The sequence below is a fragment of the Kitasatospora sp. NPDC002965 genome, from assembly GCF_040611255.1.
In the GTDB taxonomy this organism is placed as follows: Bacteria; Actinomycetota; Actinomycetes; order Streptomycetales; family Streptomycetaceae; genus Kitasatospora.
In genome coordinates this window covers 1-15,193 of record NZ_JBEXNT010000008.1, presented here as the reverse complement: position 1 = coordinate 15,193, position 15,193 = coordinate 1, and the positions used below count along the sequence as shown (strand labels likewise).

Sequence of the window (15,193 nt, the reverse complement as noted above, 5' to 3'; positions counted from 1 at the left end):
GTTCACCTCTCGGCTGTGGTGGTCATGGGCGCGTTGGTGAACGTGGTCTTCGCGAGGTCCGCGTAGCGGGTCAGCGGCTCGTCGGTGCCGGGGGCGAGGCCGAGGCCGGCCAGGGCGGCGTGCACCGAGGCGCGGCGGGCGGCGGTGGTCCGGGCGGCGATACCGCGGTCGGGGTCGACGATGGCGCCGATGCTGCCCTCGCCCTCGTCGTCCGGGACGGACGGCGGCCCCTCCGGCGCCGAGCCCAGCAACGGGATCGGCGCATCCGGCAGCCCGTCGGCCTCCAGCGCCTCCGCGTCCACCCAGCCGACCGCGGGAGCCAGTTCGGGCTTGGGGATCTCGAAGGTGATGCCGGCCAGGCAGCCGCTGAGGAGCCCGTCACCGTCCAGCACGTCGCCGGGCTTTCCCAGCGGCGCACCCCACATCGCCTTGGGCATGTCCTGCCGGTAGACGGCCACGCCCCATCCGGTGGGGGTGTAGACGCTGTCGAACCGCTTCAGGGTGACGTGGTGATCGGAGACCACGCCCTGTCCCTTCGGCCCCATCGGCCGGATGTCGATGGTGTCGTCCTCGGTCCCGGCGAACGGCCGGCCGTTGAGGAGGATGCGGCCGGCGGGGACGGCGGCCTCGGTGCGCACGGCGAATCCGTCCATGGAGACCAGCAGGGGCTCCCCCGTTGCGGACCGGATCGCGGTCTCCTCGGGGTCGACGTCGACCAGCAGCCCGCGCAGCGGGGTGACCGACAGCGGGGCGGGCAGCTGGACGCTGAACTCCCCCCACTCGATCGGCGGTACGCCGTCCCGGCCGGTGCCGAACTCGACGGTGAAGCTGATGAACCAGACCTTGATCCTGGCCCGGCCGCCGATCGGCGGCCCCCACAGGTCCAGCGACACCCCGACTTCCAGGGAGACCCGGACCCGGATGAACAGCACCTTGACGGTGGCCGCAACCCCGATGCTCAGGCCCATCGACAGGTCGAAGTAGAACGGCTTCCACTGCACCAGCGCGTCCAGCCAGGCCGTGAACCACGCCTGGAGCTGGATGCCGTGTCCCTTGTCGTAGTTCGCGGACAGCTCGCCGCCGGCCATGAACGCACCGTCGGTGAGCGCCGCGTACACCTGGCCGCGGATCGCCACCGGGCCGATCGCCCACCGCCACCCCACGCGCGGCGGGTTGGGGTAGTACGCGGGCCGCCTGAAACGGGGGTGGTAGCCGCCCAGCGTGAACACGAAGCCCTTGCCGCCCCCGACGGCGGTGCGGTCCTGGCCCCAGATGTAGAAGGACAGGCCACCGGTCAGCTCGGCCGCCGGGTCGATGACGTACGAGCCGGGCGCGATGACCGCGTCCATCGAGAACAGGCCCTGGTCGTGGTGGTAGCCGATGGCCAGGTCGATGACGAGCCGGGCGATCGGCTTCCTGGCGGCCTTGCTGCGCGGCAGGTCGACGGTGGTGCGGCCGATCAGCAGAACCTTCCAGGACTGGCCGCCCTCGACCAGCAGCAGCGCGCGGGAGCGGATGAATTCGAACGAGCTGAACTCGATCCCGCCCGCGCCCCAGTACTGGCCCTCGCGCGGGGTGATCCAGCCGCCGGGGCCGGCGAGCTTCTCCAGCACCTTCTCCGGGGTGTCGCCGCTGCCGCTGCCGTCCAGCCGGTTCACCAGCGGGAACTCGCCGACCTGGTCGATCCGGGGTGTGCGGACCGTGCTGTTGACACCGAAGCCGAGCGAGAGGGCGATCACCCGGAACGGGGGCGGGCCGAACAGCCCGCGCTCGCCGCCGGAGATCTCGCCGAAGAGGAACATCGACGACCAGCCGTCCACGGCCTTGGCGTACGACCCGGCGGCGTTCAGGGCGAAGAAGCCGGTCTCGACCGAGGCGAGCCCGACGAACTGCTCCTTGAGCCCCGGGGCGACCTCCGAGCCGGTACGGCGCTCGACCATGCCGCTGATCCTCAGTGGCGGCCTGTCCAGCTGTACGCCCGCCCCGCGCAATCGCGGCGAGACGCTCAACTCCCCGTCGATTCCCAGTCCGAGACCCATCAGGACCAGCCGGACCGGGCCCACCGACAGGACCGCGTCCAGCGCGACGAAGATCTGCCCGTCCGCGAGGCCGACGCCGATCCGCGAGATTCGCAGCGCCCCGAAGGTCAGGCCGAGGTCACGTGACGACGTGTCGTCCGAAGCAGCGTGCACGGTGACCGGGCCCCGGGAGGCGGCCACGAGTGTGCCGCCCGACCCTGTGGTGATCGGCAGGAGCAGCGGCTCCTGCGGCACCCCGCCGATACTCAGCTCGATCTGGACGGCGAGGCCGGGCCCGGCCGTCGTACCGGCGGCGAAGCGCGGCAGCCGGCGCCCCGCCACGGAGTCGATCCGGTTCAGCGCGTCGTTGACCGCGACGGCCTGGGCCGCGGTCCACCCGGTCGGCGTCGAGGTGAAGGCGACACCGTCGATGACGAGGTCCGCACCGGGCGGAATCGCCTCGCCGACCAACGGCAGATCCGAGACGCGCGCCCCGAGCCGGGCCCGCACCGCGGCCGCGTTGACCCGGGGGGCACCGGCGCCGGTACCCGGACGGCTGACGTAGACCCACCCGGTGCGCTCGGTCGAAGCCGTCAGCAGCACCTGACCCGTCACGGAGTCGTACCGCACCGACAGCGCGGTGAGCACCGGCCGCAACACCTCGGGCAGCTCGGGCAGCTCGACGCCGAGCGCGGCCACCAGGTCGGTCAGCGCGATGCCTTCGTCCGCGTTCCACACCGCGGTGATCGTCGACCCGGTGGCATCCTCGCGATGGTCGACGCCGAAGTCCAGCGCGCGCAAGCCACCGTGCCCGTCCGGGACCTGCACCGTGAGCGTCCCCGAGACTGTCCTGTCGTAACCGCCCGATGCCCTGTGCGACAGACGGACGGCCAGGGCGAGCACGGCGTCGGCGTCGCCGAGCGGGAATTCACAGGAGCAGACCAGGTCGAACTCCCGGCCGCCGCTGTCGAACGACACCCTGGTCTCGCGGACGGTCAGGTCGGCGAGCAGTGCGGGCGGTGCCACGCCGAACAGGTCGAACAGGTCGGCGGGGACCACGTCCCTGGCGATGCCGGTGAACTGCCACACGCCCTTGTCGTAGCCGGCCTCGACGCTCAGCACGGACCGGCCCAGAGCGGCCTCCGCGAACAGCCGGGCGGCCGGGCGGCCGGTTCCGGTGCTCTGGACGGACAGGGTGATACCGGTGAGGGCGAAGACGTCCCCGATGCTCCAGGGGCCCGCGAGGTCCAACTCGGCGCTGTAGTCCTTGGACCTCGCGTTGACCCACGCGCTGAAGGCCTCGACCTCCCCGAGGGGGACCTCGACACCGGGCAGGAACAGGGCGAGGGCGTCGGTGAGCGGGAGCGGCCGGAGCAGCTCGGCCGTGAGATCGAGTTCCGGTACGGAGACCGACACCCCCACGAAGGCCTCGCCAATGCGCAGGACGCCGCCGAGCCGGGCACGCACGCTCGCCCCGGCGGTGCGGGGGGACCCGACGCCGAACTCGACGTCGATCTCCTCGATCTCGAACACGCCGGGGATCAGCGGCCAGCGGGCGGGGATGTTCACCCGCACCGAGGCGGCCAGCACGGGGTCCAGCCCTGCGGCCGCACGATGGACGTCGGGGGTGAAGACGACGCTCAGACCGGCGAGTTCGACCGTGGCCGGGAGCGGGAGGCCGGGCAGGTCGGGCAGCGCGAAGCGCTCGGAGGACGCGCCCGGCACGAGTTGGCCGAGGTCGCCCACGGCGGAGAAGGTCACTCCGGAGAATTCGCCGTTCAGGGTGTACGTGCTGGCGGCCGGCCCCTCCTGGACCAGTGTCCGCAGCCTCAGCGCCACTCCCCCGGCGGCGGCGAACGGCAGATCGCCGCCCACGGTCGCGACCGTGGACACCACATCACCGGCGCCGGGTTCGGCCGACAGCACCAACAGCAGCCGTTCGAACCCGTACTCGCGGAGGAAGCCCGCTTCGAGCCGCAGGTACGGCAGGTCGATCCTCCACTCGCCCGGGTCCGGGGCGGTGGTCAGGGTGACGTCGAGGGTCAGGCCGGTCACGACCGGGGGTGACGCCGTCGCGTTCGCCGAGAAGGTGACCGTCACCGCGGCTCCCGGAGAGAGACCGGGGATCGCGACCGCTCCGGAGAGCGTGAGGTGTTCCGGGTCGGCGGCGGTCACCCCGGTCACGGAGAGGGGGCCGCCCAGGTGGGTGCCGAAGAGTTCCTCCGTCCCCGGCACGGCCAGTTCCTCCGCCGTCAGCCGGAACTCGCCTCCGACCACGGGGAACCTGCGCCGGAGTTCCTCTGTTGTCAGCGCCATGATGTGTCCCCTCGCTGGTCCGTCAGTAGTCGATCAGGACGTTGCCGGCGGCATCGAGCGTCAGGTGCCAGGTACCGCAGATGAAGCGCTCGTCGTCCGGCATCGTGTCCGTCCAGAGCGGGTTCACCATCAACTGCGAGGTGAAGATCGACTGGTCGGTGAAGTCGGGGACGAACGACTTGTACGCGGGGCGGTCGTCGAAGTAGGTGTACTCGTGGGAGTCGGCCGGCTGGACGGCACCGGACCACAGCTTGACCTGTTCCAGGTGGCTGATCTTGGGGATGCCCGAGCCGTTGAACGCCTTGGTGCCTGAACTGACCGTGAGTCGCTGCGGTTTGAGCAGCCTGACCCACTTCTCGCGGGAGGAGGTGTCGCTGCCGTGATGCCCCATCTTGAGCGTGATGTTGGCCGAGGGGAGCTGGGGCGCCCAGGCGCCGAGAATGAACTCCTCGGTGAGTACCGTCGCGTCGCCCATGAGCATCATGACTGCCTTCTTGTAGACCAGCGCCAGCACCGCGCTGTCCGGGTTCGGGTCATAGCGGCCCAGCTCCTTCTGCAGCCGCACCTTCTCGTGCGGATCCGTCGACGCGGCCAGGACCTGCTGCCACTTGGCGTGCCGCGTCGCGTAGGAGCCGGAGGCATTGGCGGCGACGACGTAGAGCCCGTCGTCGCCGCCGAGTGGAACGACCGGCCGCCCGTACTGCCACGGGGTGCTCGCACCACCACCGGCCGCAGGGCCGCTGAAGGCCAGGGAGTTGGCCAGCGGCTTCGCCCCCTTGGCCTTCAACCAGGCGTAGGTCGCATCGGCCTTGACCGTGCCGAAGGAGTCCCGACCGTTCTTGTAGTCCTCCAGCACCCCGGTGAAGTAGCTGTCCTTGACCGTGAACCCGTCGAGCGCCCGCACCAGGAGGTTGTAGTGGTCCTCGTCGGCGTGTGTGATGAACAGGTAGTCGATCGTCTTCTTCGGCACGTACGTGGTGAGGAGGTGCTTGACGTTGGTGAGCGCGTCCACGACCCGCTCCGGCGGTCCGGGAATCAGGCACTTCGCACCCTTGGTGGAGCCGCAGTCGATCAGCACCACCTCGCCGGTGCCGTGTGGCGGGTCCGGGAAGACGATCAAGGTACAGTCCCCCTGGCCGACGCCGACGAAGATCACCCTCGCGTGGGGAACGGGCGGAACAGGAATTGCCATCGCAGACTCCAGGTCTCGGGCGTGCAGGGCAGGGCAGTACCGCGTACCGGTCGAGTGGCGGGTCTCATTCGCCCGCCGCATCCGCGACGAACTCAGCGTCGGCCGATCCGCCCGCTCACCCCGCGACAGCCCGGCCGGCGTCAGCCGCTCCCGCCGGACCCAGGCCCCCTGGAGCACCAGCTCCCTTCCGGACCCCAACAGCGCGCACAGCCAAGGAAGTTCGAACAGATCTAGGCCCAGCGCGAAGAGTCCTCCGAGCCGGAAGGCCGACGAACAGATCCGCAACGGAGACGGACATGAGACACACTCCCTCGCTACCGACACGAGTGACGCTGCTGGAAGCACCCGGCCGACGGAGCAGACCAGGCCAGGACTCACCACACCGGGCACCGAGCAGCAGGCATCGACCCGTCGCCATCGGGACCGCCCGCCTGACAGGAACCGATCACATCACAGATAGTGATCAATTCGTCTCTCAATGCGATAATTCGCCACCTGTGTGGCCGAATTCGGCATGGCTCGCCCCAAGATTCGACGGCGCCGCGGCCCGAGCCGGAGTACCGAGCCGGGGCAGCGAGCATCCGGAGCCGACCACCCGGCGACCTCAGCAGAACCGCGCACGGAACCCGCCGGACTCGCCGGTGGCGAGCTGCTTGATACGGTGCTGGTCCAGGTCGTGGCCGACGCCGCGGTCGCCCACCTCGGCGGCGCGCACCGCGAGCGACCGCCCGACGTGGCCCTGACCGGCGACGACAACGTCCATGACGACCCCGATTCGAGTGAGGAGCACTGCCGTGCCCCTGGTTTCCGTGGTGATGCCGGTCCACAACTCGGCGGCCACCCTCGGCGCGTCGGTGCGCTCGGTGCTCGCCCAGAGCCACGTCGACGTGGAACTGCTGGTCACCGACGATGCCTCCGGCGACGGCTCCATGGAGCTGCTGCGGGACCTGGCCCGCGAGGACGAGCGGGTGCTCCCCGAGGCGGCGCCCCAGCAGGGCGGCGCCGCCCGTGCCCGCAACCTCGCCCTGGCGCGGGCACGCGGGGAGTTCGTGGCCTTCCTCGACAGCGACGACATGTGGCTGCCCCAGAAGCTGGAGCGGCAGATCGAGTTCGCCGCCACCGGTGACGCGCCGTTGACGTTCACCTCGTACTTCAAGGTCGACGGCGACTACGAGGGCGAGGCCCGGGACTTCGTTCCGAACGGCCGGGTGATCGAGGCGCGCGAGCGCGTGACGTACCGGGACATGCTGGTGCAGGACCACATCGGGGCCCTGACCGCCATGTACTCCCGCACCGTGCTCGGCACGAGGCTGATGCCGGACATGCCCAAGCGGCAGGACTACGCGCTGTGGCTGGACATCATGCGGGACGGACACCACGCCCGGGGCCTGCAGGAGCCGCTGGCGGTATACCGGGCCGGGCGGGCGGGGTCGCTGTCCTCCAACAAGCTCGACCTCGTCGAACACAACTGGCGACTGTACCGGGAGCACGAAGGGCTGGGACTGGTCCGGTCGACCCGGGCTCTGGCCGGCGCGGCATGGCACTCGGTGCGGAAGTCCCACATCTAAAGCCTGTCCCGTAAGTGATCCTGGGGGCAGTGTGGACGCGGGTGGCCGGGGGCGCGGCTATCCGGTGGGGGCGAGGTTGTGCAGGCGGGCGACGCCGAGCACGGCGCAGTGGACGCCGTTGCCTTTCAGGCGGAAGTCGCGGAGGACCCCCAGCTCTTCATGCAGGCGAAGGCGTGTTCGACGCGAGCCCGAACTCGCTTGTGTGAGCGGTTGTGTTCCTCCTTCCAGGCCGGGAAGTCCCTTGCCTCTGGCGCGGCGGTGCGGGATGACAAGTCCGGTGCCCTGGTAGCCGCCGTCGGCAACGGTCGTGGTGTGACCGACGGTGGCCCTGGCGCCGGACTCCTCCCGACCACGGGAGTCATGACGGTTACCCGGCACGGGCCGGCCGACGATCACGACCGCCCGGGTGTCGGCATCGATGACGCCCTGGTTGGCGGTGGAGTACCGATAGCTCTTTGACTGCTCGGCAATGCTTCGGTCGCGGGTGGGTACCAGGGTGCCATCCACGATCAGCACTGCGTCCTTCGCGAACCGCTTGCGTGGTGTGAGCGCGGGCTCGGGGCCAAGGCGATCGATGACGCGACTGGCCGCAGACTCGACACGCCGAACAGCGGCGCCAGCTGCCGTAGTGTCAGGTTGGTACGCCAGTACGCGGCGACCAGCAGGACACGGTCCGCCAGGGGCATCCTCCACGGCCGCCCGCGACTCGGAGCGTCCGGCGCCCTCTCTCCGCAGCTGGGTCACCAACTGACCCAAAGCACGCGGGCTCAGCCCGGTGAACGGGTCTGTCCAGACACCTCAGGGACCTAACTCGTCAAACAGTGGCGGCGAGCGGCTGTGTAGCCTGTCGTCAGTTCGAACTGATCGGGGGCCGGGAAGTGGGCGCTGAACAAGGGCATGCGGGGGTCGAGCTCCCCGAGGGGTCCTGGTGGGACTGGGACGTTGTCGCCTGGGACCGCGGGCAGTTCCGGCTCGCTGCGGATTACGACCTCACCTATCACCACGGTCTGGAACTGGTCTTCGGCGATCCGCTCTTCGTCAGCTGCCCGGCGACGTTCCAAGATCCTCTCTTTCGCGCCCCCACGTCCGAGGAACTGGCGGCGGTCACCGGTCTGCTTGGTGGAAGACCGCCCGTCCTCGTTGCCTTCGAGGCGGACGCCGGCGGGCCGGACCCGGTCTCGTGCCTCGTCGCTGCGAATCGCCTGGACATCGTGCACGAGACCGTTTTGAGGTACTGGCGCGAGGACACGGCTCCTGGCCAGCGATTCGCTTCATGGGTTCGCCCTCCCGGTCCGTGAAGGTCAGGCGGCCATGGAGTTCAACTCGCCCTGCGGGGCGGGGAAGGCCAGGGCCTCCTCATAGTTGCCGAGAGGGTTGTGGCTGCGGATGGTGCCGTCAGGCAGCACGCGTTTCCCGATTCCAGGACTGATGAGATACTCAGTTTTCAGTGGTTCATTCCTATCGGACGTGGCGGTCGAGAGGAGATAGATGCAGAACCGTGCTCCCTCCGGCCGGGTTTTTCCCGAAGCGCCTGGAGGTTCAATGCTGGCAAGACATGAACGCGTTCTTTCCGGACGAATGCACCACTAGGCCGCTCATTGGTCTTCAGAGTGCCAAGTGGCGGCTCACCCTGGAGGGCATAGAACTTCCCGTCCTCTTTCGACCCGCGCTCGAGTACCGGAGTCAACCTCAGCCCGCCGTGACCGCGGGTGCCGCCGGCCCTCCGTGCGCTTCCCGCGCCCGTGCCTCAAAGGCTCCTTAAGCGGCCCCTAACCGAGCTGGTCAACCCCCGGCAGGGCCGTCGACAGCGGCTAGCGTGAGCGGCACCCTCACCTACCGGCTCCCTCCGAAGGGGTTCCCCCACCATGCCCGTGCGCAGCCGCCGTCTCTCCACAGCAGCCCTCGTCCTCGCCACCGCCGGACTGACCGGTGTCCTCGGAGGCGGCACCGCCGCCGCGCACGGCTCGATGCAAAACCCGCTCAGCCGGGTCGAGGGCTGCTTCCTGGAAGGTGCCGAGAACCCGAAGTCGGCCGCCTGCAAGGCCGCCGTCGCGGCCGGTGGCAAGGCCGCGCTGTACGACTGGATGAGCCTGCGGATCGGCGACGCCGCGGGCCGTCACCGTCAGCTGATCGCGGACGGCAAGCTGTGCAGCGCCGGCGACCCGGTCTACAAGGGCCTGGACCTGCCGCGCACCGACTGGCCCGCCACCAACCTGGTGTCCGGCACCGACTTCACCTTCCGCTACCGGGCCACCGCCCCGCACAAGGGCACCTTCCAGCTCTTCCTCACCAACGCGGGCTACGACCCGGCGAAGCCGCTGGCCTGGTCGAACCTGGAGGCGCAGCCCTTCCTCACGGTCACCGACCCCAAGCTGGTCGACGGCTCGTACATCCTGCCCGGCACGATCCCCGCCGGGCGCAGCGGCCGGCAGCTGATCTACGCGATCTGGCAGCGCTCGGACAGCCCGGAGGCGTTCTACTCCTGCTCGGACGTGGTCTTCGACGGCAGCGGCAACGCCCCCGGCACCGCGCCGGTGCCGACCGCGAACGGCACCAGCGGCGCCGACGCCCACCAGGGCGATCACGCCCACTCGGCCACCACCGCCCCGGCCCCGAAGACCTCGGCCCCGGCCGCCACCACCGCCCCGGCGGCTCCGACCACCCCGGCCCCGGCCGCCACCACCCCGGTGTCCGCGACCACGGCCGGTTCCACTCCCATCGCGGTGGCGGCCGCTGTCCCGCCCACCACCGCCGCCGACGGGTCCGCGCCGGTCACCGCCCCGGAGAGGCTCGCCCAGACCGGCTCCGACCGTTCGGCCGGCATCCTCGCCTCGATCGGCTCCGCCTTCCTGCTGGCCGGCGCAGTCGTCGTCGTCATCCGTTCCAAGCGTCGCCCCCGGGGCGCCCACGCCGCCCGCTGACCGCCGCAGTGCCCGGCGCGCCTCCCGGCCCCGGTGGGAGGACGCGCCACGGCCCCGGTGACAGCCCTCGTGATTGAGCGGGGCGTACGAGTCACGTGTCGCGTCCCTCCTCGCGTGCCCCGTTCCGCGTCGGCCTGATCGGCTACGGCCTGGCGAACCGCACCCATGTCCCGCTCGCCCGCGCCGCGCTCGAAGCCGGGCTCGCCACCGTGGTGGACAAGCCGCTGGCCGCCGGCGCCGCCGAGGCACTGAAGCTGTGCGCGTTCGCCCGTGTCCGGGGGACCCTGCTCTCGGTCCTCCAGAACCGGCGCTGGGACGGCGACTTCCTCACCGCCCGCCGCCTGGTCACCGGGGGCGCGCCGGGCCGGGCGCCGGATTCGGGGCACCGTACACGATGCGGTCAGGCCAGGGGTTCAGCGACGAGCTGGATGACTTCTGCGGGCCCCGCTCGGAACGTTGGGCTGGCCGCATCGGCTTCGATCATGTGCGGTGCGACGTCGTGTGCGGCAAGTGTCTCCTTCGACGACCACCGCTCGATGAGAACGAAGCGGTCAGGCTCGCCGCTCACCTGGTGCAGGTCGTATTGCAGGCATCCCGGTTCGGCTCGCACGATCGGCGCGAGACGCTCGAATGCAGCGATCTGTTCCCGGCCGCGGCCCGGAAGAGTAGTGATCAGGATGACGAGTTTGATCGGCTGTGACATGCGCTGGAGCCTACTGGCGCCGACGCGTGAGCCGGGCACGTGGCCCTCAGAAGGAACCAGGCCCATCACTATTTCCCCCGAGGCCGTTAGGTCCGCGGGTTACGAGGCCGCCCCGAGACTGGCCGGGGCGCGCAGGAACAGCTGCAGCAGCCGGCGCTCGGCCTCCGGGACGTCCTCCTGCCCGCACTGCACCGCCTCCCTCCCGTGCAGGCAGCGGCGCCGGTTGATACCGGGTAGTCCCCGGGTTCGAGCATGAACCGCACCTGCCCCCGCACCAGCTCCTCCGCGAGGCGTGCCGCCCGCCGCGTTCCGGCAGGTGGTCACCCGCGAGTCCGACCTGCTGGCCGCTGGCCGGGCCCGGGACCGGGACGGCGGCCGCCCCGGTCACGGCTGTGCGGCTGCCGGTCAGTAGAGCCCTTCCGGGGCGGTGTTGGTCACCTGCAGCGGCCGGACGTTGGCCACGCCGTCGCTGGGCCACAGCCCCGCGCAGTCGTAGCGCAGCGCCTGGTCGCGCTCCAGGATGTTCGGCAGGAGGAGGTCCTCGTGCAGCACGGTCAGCCGCACCTGCCCCGACGCCCCGTACGCCACCGGGGCCGACCAGTCCTCCCGGTCCACCACCGCCATCGTCACCTGCGGGTAGTTCGGCACGTACGGCAGCAGGTCTCCCGTCTGCCGCTCGGCCAGCCCGGCCGCGTTGCCGAAGGTGTTGCCGTAACTGATGCCGCAGATACCGCCGTTGAGCGCGGCCGTGAAGTCCTGGTGGGTGTCCGGCGAGATCTGGGTCCCGCTGAGCCGGACCCCGTCGAGCGCGGCGACCAGCTCGGGGTGGCGCTGCCGGAGCGCCTGGAAGATCGCCGGCGTGGTGGTGGCGTAGTGCACCCCGCCGCGCCCGAGGACGTCGGCGATCTGTTCCAGCAGGTGGGTGGTGTACTCGCGGGCGTCGGCCAGCCGGCCGCCCCGGATCAGCCGCTTCACCCAGCGCGGGTCCATGTCGATCGCGTACACCCGGCCCGCGTACAGCTCGCTCGACTCCCAGACGCCGTTGCCGATCAGGTGGGGCCCGGTCGGGGTGGCCTGCAACCAGCTCCGGCCGGGCTCGAAACCCTCGCTGACGAAGGACCAGCGCCGCCACGCCCCGCGGTGCAGCAGCATGTCCGGGGTGTAGAACACCCGGCACGGCGCGCCGGTGGTGCCGCCGGTGTCCCACACCCGCCCGGTCAGCGGGCGCGGCACGGCGAGCGGGACGAGGTCCGCCGGGTCGCCGGACCGCAGGTCCTCCAACGGGAACGGGCCGAAGGCGGTGAGCTCCTCGTAGCGGGTGATGTCCCGGGGATCGAAGTCCAGCCCGGCCGCCCGGCGCAGCCAGTACGGACTGCCGGCCTCGGGGTCGAAGTGCCGCCGCAGGATGCGGCGGGTCCACTCGTCGAGGTCGGTGTCGAGCCAGCCCTCGACCAGCGCGTCGCAGGCGGCACCCGGCCGCACCGCCCCCGCTCCGGTCACCGTGGCGGCCGCCGTGGCGGTCACCGCGCGGACCGCCCCTCGGTGATCTCGATGCCGAGCTCGTAGACGGTGGTCAGCACCTGCTCGACGTGCTCGGGCCGGTCCACGTGCACCACCGGGAACGGGAACCGCAGGATGCCGTCGGGGATGGACCCGCCCATCACCAGCCCGAGCCGCACCCCCTGCTCCTTCATGCCGGTGTACACGTCGACGACACTGATCGGGTCGGTGGCGTTGCGGTGGAAGAGGTCACGGACGTCCTCGCCGGTGACGAGGAGCTTGCGGTCCAGGCACGACGCCAGCGGCAGCCCGGGGGCCTCGAAGGACATCGCGTCGATGTACGGGGCCATGAACGTCCGGAAGTACCCGCGCAGCGGCGAGTGGGCGGCGATCGGACGGTCCGGGAGCGGGGTGACCAGGCCGGGCGGCAACCCGGCGGCGAGCGCCTCCAGAGCCTCCCGATCCCCGGAGAGCATCATGATGGCCGCGGCGCCGTCCGCCGTGGGACCGAAATCCCCCGACAGGTGGACGCCGGGCCGGTCCCCGGTCAGCGCGGTGATCTCGGTGCCGGCCGGGACGAAGGCCAGCGCCATGCCCTGGGCAGGCGCGTCGGCGGGCGGCGGGGTGACGGCGCGGGAGTGCGCCAGCATCTCGATCAGCGCGCGCCGCTCCAGTGCCCCGGACAGTGCGCTCGCCGTCATCGCGCCCAGGCTCAGGCCGCCGAGCACCGCCGGGTGCAGGTCGTGCTCGGCGAGGATGTCGTGGACGGCCAGCGCCAGCGCGGCCTCCCGGATGCTGCCGACGCTCTGGCGCTCCTCGACCTCCTTGGGCAGTTCCTCGTCGAGCAGTTGGCCGGTGGTCAGCCCGCTCCATTCGGCTATGCGGGCATAGAGGTCCCGCATCACGGGATATGCCTGGTACAGCTCGATGCCGTGCGGCTCGGTTCCGACACCGCCGCCGAAAAGATATCCCAGTGCCATGTGCGACTCCTTCGGGAATTCCTTGAAAATGAAAGGGGAAGGGTGTCGGCGTGGAGCGCGAGTCCCACCGGAGGGCGGCCGACCGACCGCTCAACTGCCGCTCCAGCACCGTAGCAGGGGCGGCCCGGAGAATAAACCGGAAACAGTCGAAACCGGCTTCCGGAAGTGCCCCGGACGCCCCGAACGAGCAGTGTCGCGGTTCCCGCTATTGAAATGATATTTGCGGCTGGCAGCATATGCCCCGAGCATTCAGCAATTCCCGTTCCGGTCGGCTCCCTCATCGGATCCCGGTCGCAATCGCCGGGGCGGGAATGCGGAGGAGGCGGTCCGGACTACCGGTGCGCCGCCGCCGGCCGGCCCCCCGGAGGGGGAGACACCGCCGGGTCGCTCCCGTGCGCCGGGGAAGTTCCGGCGCTCGTCACGCCGGCCGTCCGTAGGGCCGGCAGCCCTCCGGTGGCCGGGTGGCCGCTCCGGGGCCTCCGCTCCCCGGCAGGGCCTCTCCCGGGCTCCGCACGGAACCAGCTCGCACCGCTCCGCCGGGTGGACCCCCGGCGGATCGCCCACGTCCGACCGTCCGGCCCGTCGCGAAGGAGTGCAGCACGATGACTCACGGATCCGACACCGGTGTGCCCTTCCTGTATCCGCTGTCCGGCGACACCGCGGGCCAGCTCGCCGCCCGGGCAGGGCTGCTGCACGGCACACTGGTCGGCCGGCCGGAGCTCGGCGCCGCCGACGTGGCGGCCGCCCTCGCCGGCCGGCCGGCCACCGGGCGGCACCGGGCCGCGCTCGCGGCGACCGACCGGGACGGCCTGCTCGCGCAACTCGCCGCGCTGGCCGCAGGAACGGCGGGCACAGCGGGGACGGGGCCGGCCGGAGCGGGCGCGGAGGGAGCACCGGTGTCGCTGACCGGAACCGCCGGGGACGGCACCGTGGCCTTCGTCTTCCCCGGCCAGGGGTCCCAGTGGCCCGGCATGGCCGTGGAACTGCTGGACCTGGCACCGGCCTTCGCGGCCCGGCTCGACGACTGCGCGCAGGCACTGGAGCCGTTCACCGGCTGGGCGGTGCAGGACGTGCTGCGCGGCACGGCGGGCGCACCCGCGCTGGAGGGCGCCGCGGTGGTGCAGCCGGCCCTGTTCGCCGTGACGCTCGCGCTGGTCGCGCTCTGGGAGAGCCACGGGGTGCGGCCCGCCGCCGTGCTGGGGCACAGCATGGGCGAGATCAGCTCCGCCGTGGTCAGTGGAGCGCTCGACCTGGAGGACGCGGCCCGGGTGGTCGCGCACTGGAGCCGCTTGCAGGCCACGCTGACCGGACGCGGCGAGATGGTCTCCGTGATGGCCCCCGCCGACCGCGTCCGCCCGCTGCTGGAGCGCTGGCGCGGACGGCTGGCGGTGGCCGCGATCAACGGCCCCGGCTCGGTGGTCGTCTCGGGTGACGCCGACGCCGCCGCCGACCTGGTCGCCCGCTCCGGCGAACTCGGCCTGCACGCGCGGCTGGTCGCGGTCGGGCTGGCCGCGCACTCCGCGCACATCGACTCGATCCTGCCCGAGCTGCGCGCCGCGCTCGCCCCGCTGCGGCCCCGGCCCGCACGGCTGCCGTTCTACTCGGGCCTGACCGGCGGGCGGCTGGCCGACCCGGTGCTGGACGCCGACCACTGGTGCCGCAACCTGCGCGGCACCGTGCGGTTCGCGGAGGCCGCCACGGCGCTGCTGGCCGACGGCCACCGGCTGCTGCTGGAGGTCAGCCCGCACCCGGTGCTGACCTCGGCGCTCCAGGAGACCGCCCTCGCCGCCGGTCTGGACGCCCGAGTGCGCGGCTCGCTGCGGCGCGGCCAGGGCGGGCCGCTGCGGGTGCGGACGGCCCTCGGCGAACTGTTCGTCGACGGGTACGCCCCGGACCTCGCCGCACTCGCGGCCGAGGCGGGCGGGCGGCCCGTGGAGCCGTCCTGGGAGGCCGAGGAGGCGTGGCGGTCCGCCGGCCCGGCGGCCGACGGGCAGC

Annotated in this window: 12 protein-coding genes and 1 pseudogene; 5 read left to right on the top strand and 8 right to left on the bottom strand. The window is 71.7% G+C overall.

The annotated features are described in order from the left end of the window. Positions 1-2: 2 nt before the first annotated feature. The 3 genes from ABZY91_RS05615 to ABZY91_RS05605 form a co-directional block, all read right to left on the bottom strand. Positions 3-4,334 (bottom strand): DUF6603 domain-containing protein, encoded by a 4,332-nt coding sequence (locus ABZY91_RS05615; protein ID WP_355399965.1) that lies wholly within the window; start codon positions 4,332-4,334, stop codon positions 3-5. A gap of 22 nt (positions 4,335-4,356) precedes the next feature. Next, positions 4,357-5,526 carry an MBL fold metallo-hydrolase gene (locus ABZY91_RS05610; protein WP_355399964.1) on the bottom strand — a complete coding sequence of 390 codons (1,170 nt, stop codon included), beginning with the start codon at positions 5,524-5,526 and terminating at the stop codon, positions 4,357-4,359. 604 nt (positions 5,527-6,130) lie between these two features. Beyond that, the gene (locus ABZY91_RS05605; RefSeq protein ID WP_355399962.1) at positions 6,131-6,289 is read right to left on the bottom strand and encodes a hypothetical protein; all 159 of its coding nucleotides are present in this window, start codon (positions 6,287-6,289) and stop codon (positions 6,131-6,133) included. Positions 6,290-6,320: 31 nt separating this feature from the next. Between ABZY91_RS05605 and ABZY91_RS05600 the strand changes: the two genes are divergently transcribed. Further along, complete coding sequence (locus tag ABZY91_RS05600) at positions 6,321-7,094, top strand: glycosyltransferase (protein ID WP_355399960.1); 774 nt, start codon at positions 6,321-6,323, stop codon at positions 7,092-7,094. A 57-nt stretch (positions 7,095-7,151) separates the two neighbouring features. Here ABZY91_RS05600 and ABZY91_RS05595 read toward each other — a convergent pair whose 3' ends face one another. Both ABZY91_RS05595 and ABZY91_RS05590 read right to left on the bottom strand, forming a co-directional pair. After that, complete coding sequence (locus tag ABZY91_RS05595) at positions 7,152-7,610, bottom strand: transposase (protein ID WP_355399958.1); 459 nt, start codon at positions 7,608-7,610, stop codon at positions 7,152-7,154. Further along, entirely contained in the window at positions 7,604-7,780 is a 177-nt protein-coding gene (locus tag ABZY91_RS05590; RefSeq protein ID WP_355399956.1) for a transposase family protein, read from the bottom strand. The genes ABZY91_RS05595 and ABZY91_RS05590 overlap by 7 nt, the downstream gene beginning before the upstream one ends. 192 nt (positions 7,781-7,972) lie before the next feature. Between ABZY91_RS05590 and ABZY91_RS05585 the strand changes: the two genes are divergently transcribed. The 3 genes and pseudogenes from ABZY91_RS05585 to ABZY91_RS05575 all read left to right on the top strand — a co-directional run. Then, positions 7,973-8,392, top strand: a complete 420-nt coding sequence (locus ABZY91_RS05585) for a hypothetical protein (protein WP_355399954.1) — start codon at positions 7,973-7,975, stop codon at positions 8,390-8,392. Positions 8,393-8,959: 567 nt separating this feature from the next. Beyond that, the gene (locus ABZY91_RS05580; RefSeq protein WP_355399952.1) at positions 8,960-10,015 is read left to right on the top strand and encodes a lytic polysaccharide monooxygenase; all 1,056 of its coding nucleotides are present in this window, start codon (positions 8,960-8,962) and stop codon (positions 10,013-10,015) included. A 95-nt stretch (positions 10,016-10,110) separates the two neighbouring features. Beyond that, positions 10,111-10,380: pseudogene (locus tag ABZY91_RS05575) on the top strand (Gfo/Idh/MocA family oxidoreductase); the annotation flags it as partial. Between the two features lie 35 nt (positions 10,381-10,415). Here the strand turns inward: ABZY91_RS05575 and ABZY91_RS05570 are convergent. The 3 genes from ABZY91_RS05570 to ABZY91_RS05560 form a co-directional block, all read right to left on the bottom strand. Beyond that, complete coding sequence (locus tag ABZY91_RS05570; RefSeq protein WP_355399950.1) at positions 10,416-10,718, bottom strand: putative quinol monooxygenase; 303 nt, start codon at positions 10,716-10,718, stop codon at positions 10,416-10,418. Positions 10,719-11,123: 405 nt separating this feature from the next. After that, the gene (locus tag ABZY91_RS05565; RefSeq protein ID WP_355400153.1) at positions 11,124-12,218 is read right to left on the bottom strand and encodes an arylcarboxylate reductase; all 1,095 of its coding nucleotides are present in this window, start codon (positions 12,216-12,218) and stop codon (positions 11,124-11,126) included. Between the two features lie 20 nt (positions 12,219-12,238). Beyond that, the gene (locus ABZY91_RS05560; protein ID WP_355399948.1) at positions 12,239-13,198 is read right to left on the bottom strand and encodes an ACP S-malonyltransferase; all 960 of its coding nucleotides are present in this window, start codon (positions 13,196-13,198) and stop codon (positions 12,239-12,241) included. Positions 13,199-13,800: 602 nt separating this feature from the next. On the opposite strand from ABZY91_RS05560, the gene ABZY91_RS05555 reads away from it, so the two are divergent. Next, the coding region (locus tag ABZY91_RS05555; RefSeq protein WP_355399946.1) for an acyltransferase domain-containing protein at positions 13,801-15,193 on the top strand (1,393 nt) is incomplete at its 3' end.

Excerpts from the sequence above, each read along its gene's own strand:
- ABZY91_RS05615 (WP_355399965.1), bottom strand. The coding sequence starts at position 4,334 with ATGGCGCTGACAACAGAGGAACTCCGGCGCAGGTTCCCCGTGGTCGGA.
- ABZY91_RS05610 (WP_355399964.1), bottom strand. The coding sequence starts at position 5,526 with ATGGCAATTCCTGTTCCGCCCGTTCCCCACGCGAGGGTGATCTTCGTC.
- ABZY91_RS05605 (WP_355399962.1), bottom strand. The coding sequence starts at position 6,289 with ATGGACGTTGTCGTCGCCGGTCAGGGCCACGTCGGGCGGTCGCTCGCG.
- ABZY91_RS05590 (WP_355399956.1), bottom strand. The coding sequence starts at position 7,780 with ATGCCCCTGGCGGACCGTGTCCTGCTGGTCGCCGCGTACTGGCGTACC.
- ABZY91_RS05580 (WP_355399952.1), top strand. The coding sequence starts at position 8,960 with ATGCCCGTGCGCAGCCGCCGTCTCTCCACAGCAGCCCTCGTCCTCGCC.
- ABZY91_RS05570 (WP_355399950.1), bottom strand. The coding sequence starts at position 10,718 with ATGTCACAGCCGATCAAACTCGTCATCCTGATCACTACTCTTCCGGGC.
- ABZY91_RS05560 (WP_355399948.1), bottom strand. The coding sequence starts at position 13,198 with ATGGCACTGGGATATCTTTTCGGCGGCGGTGTCGGAACCGAGCCGCAC.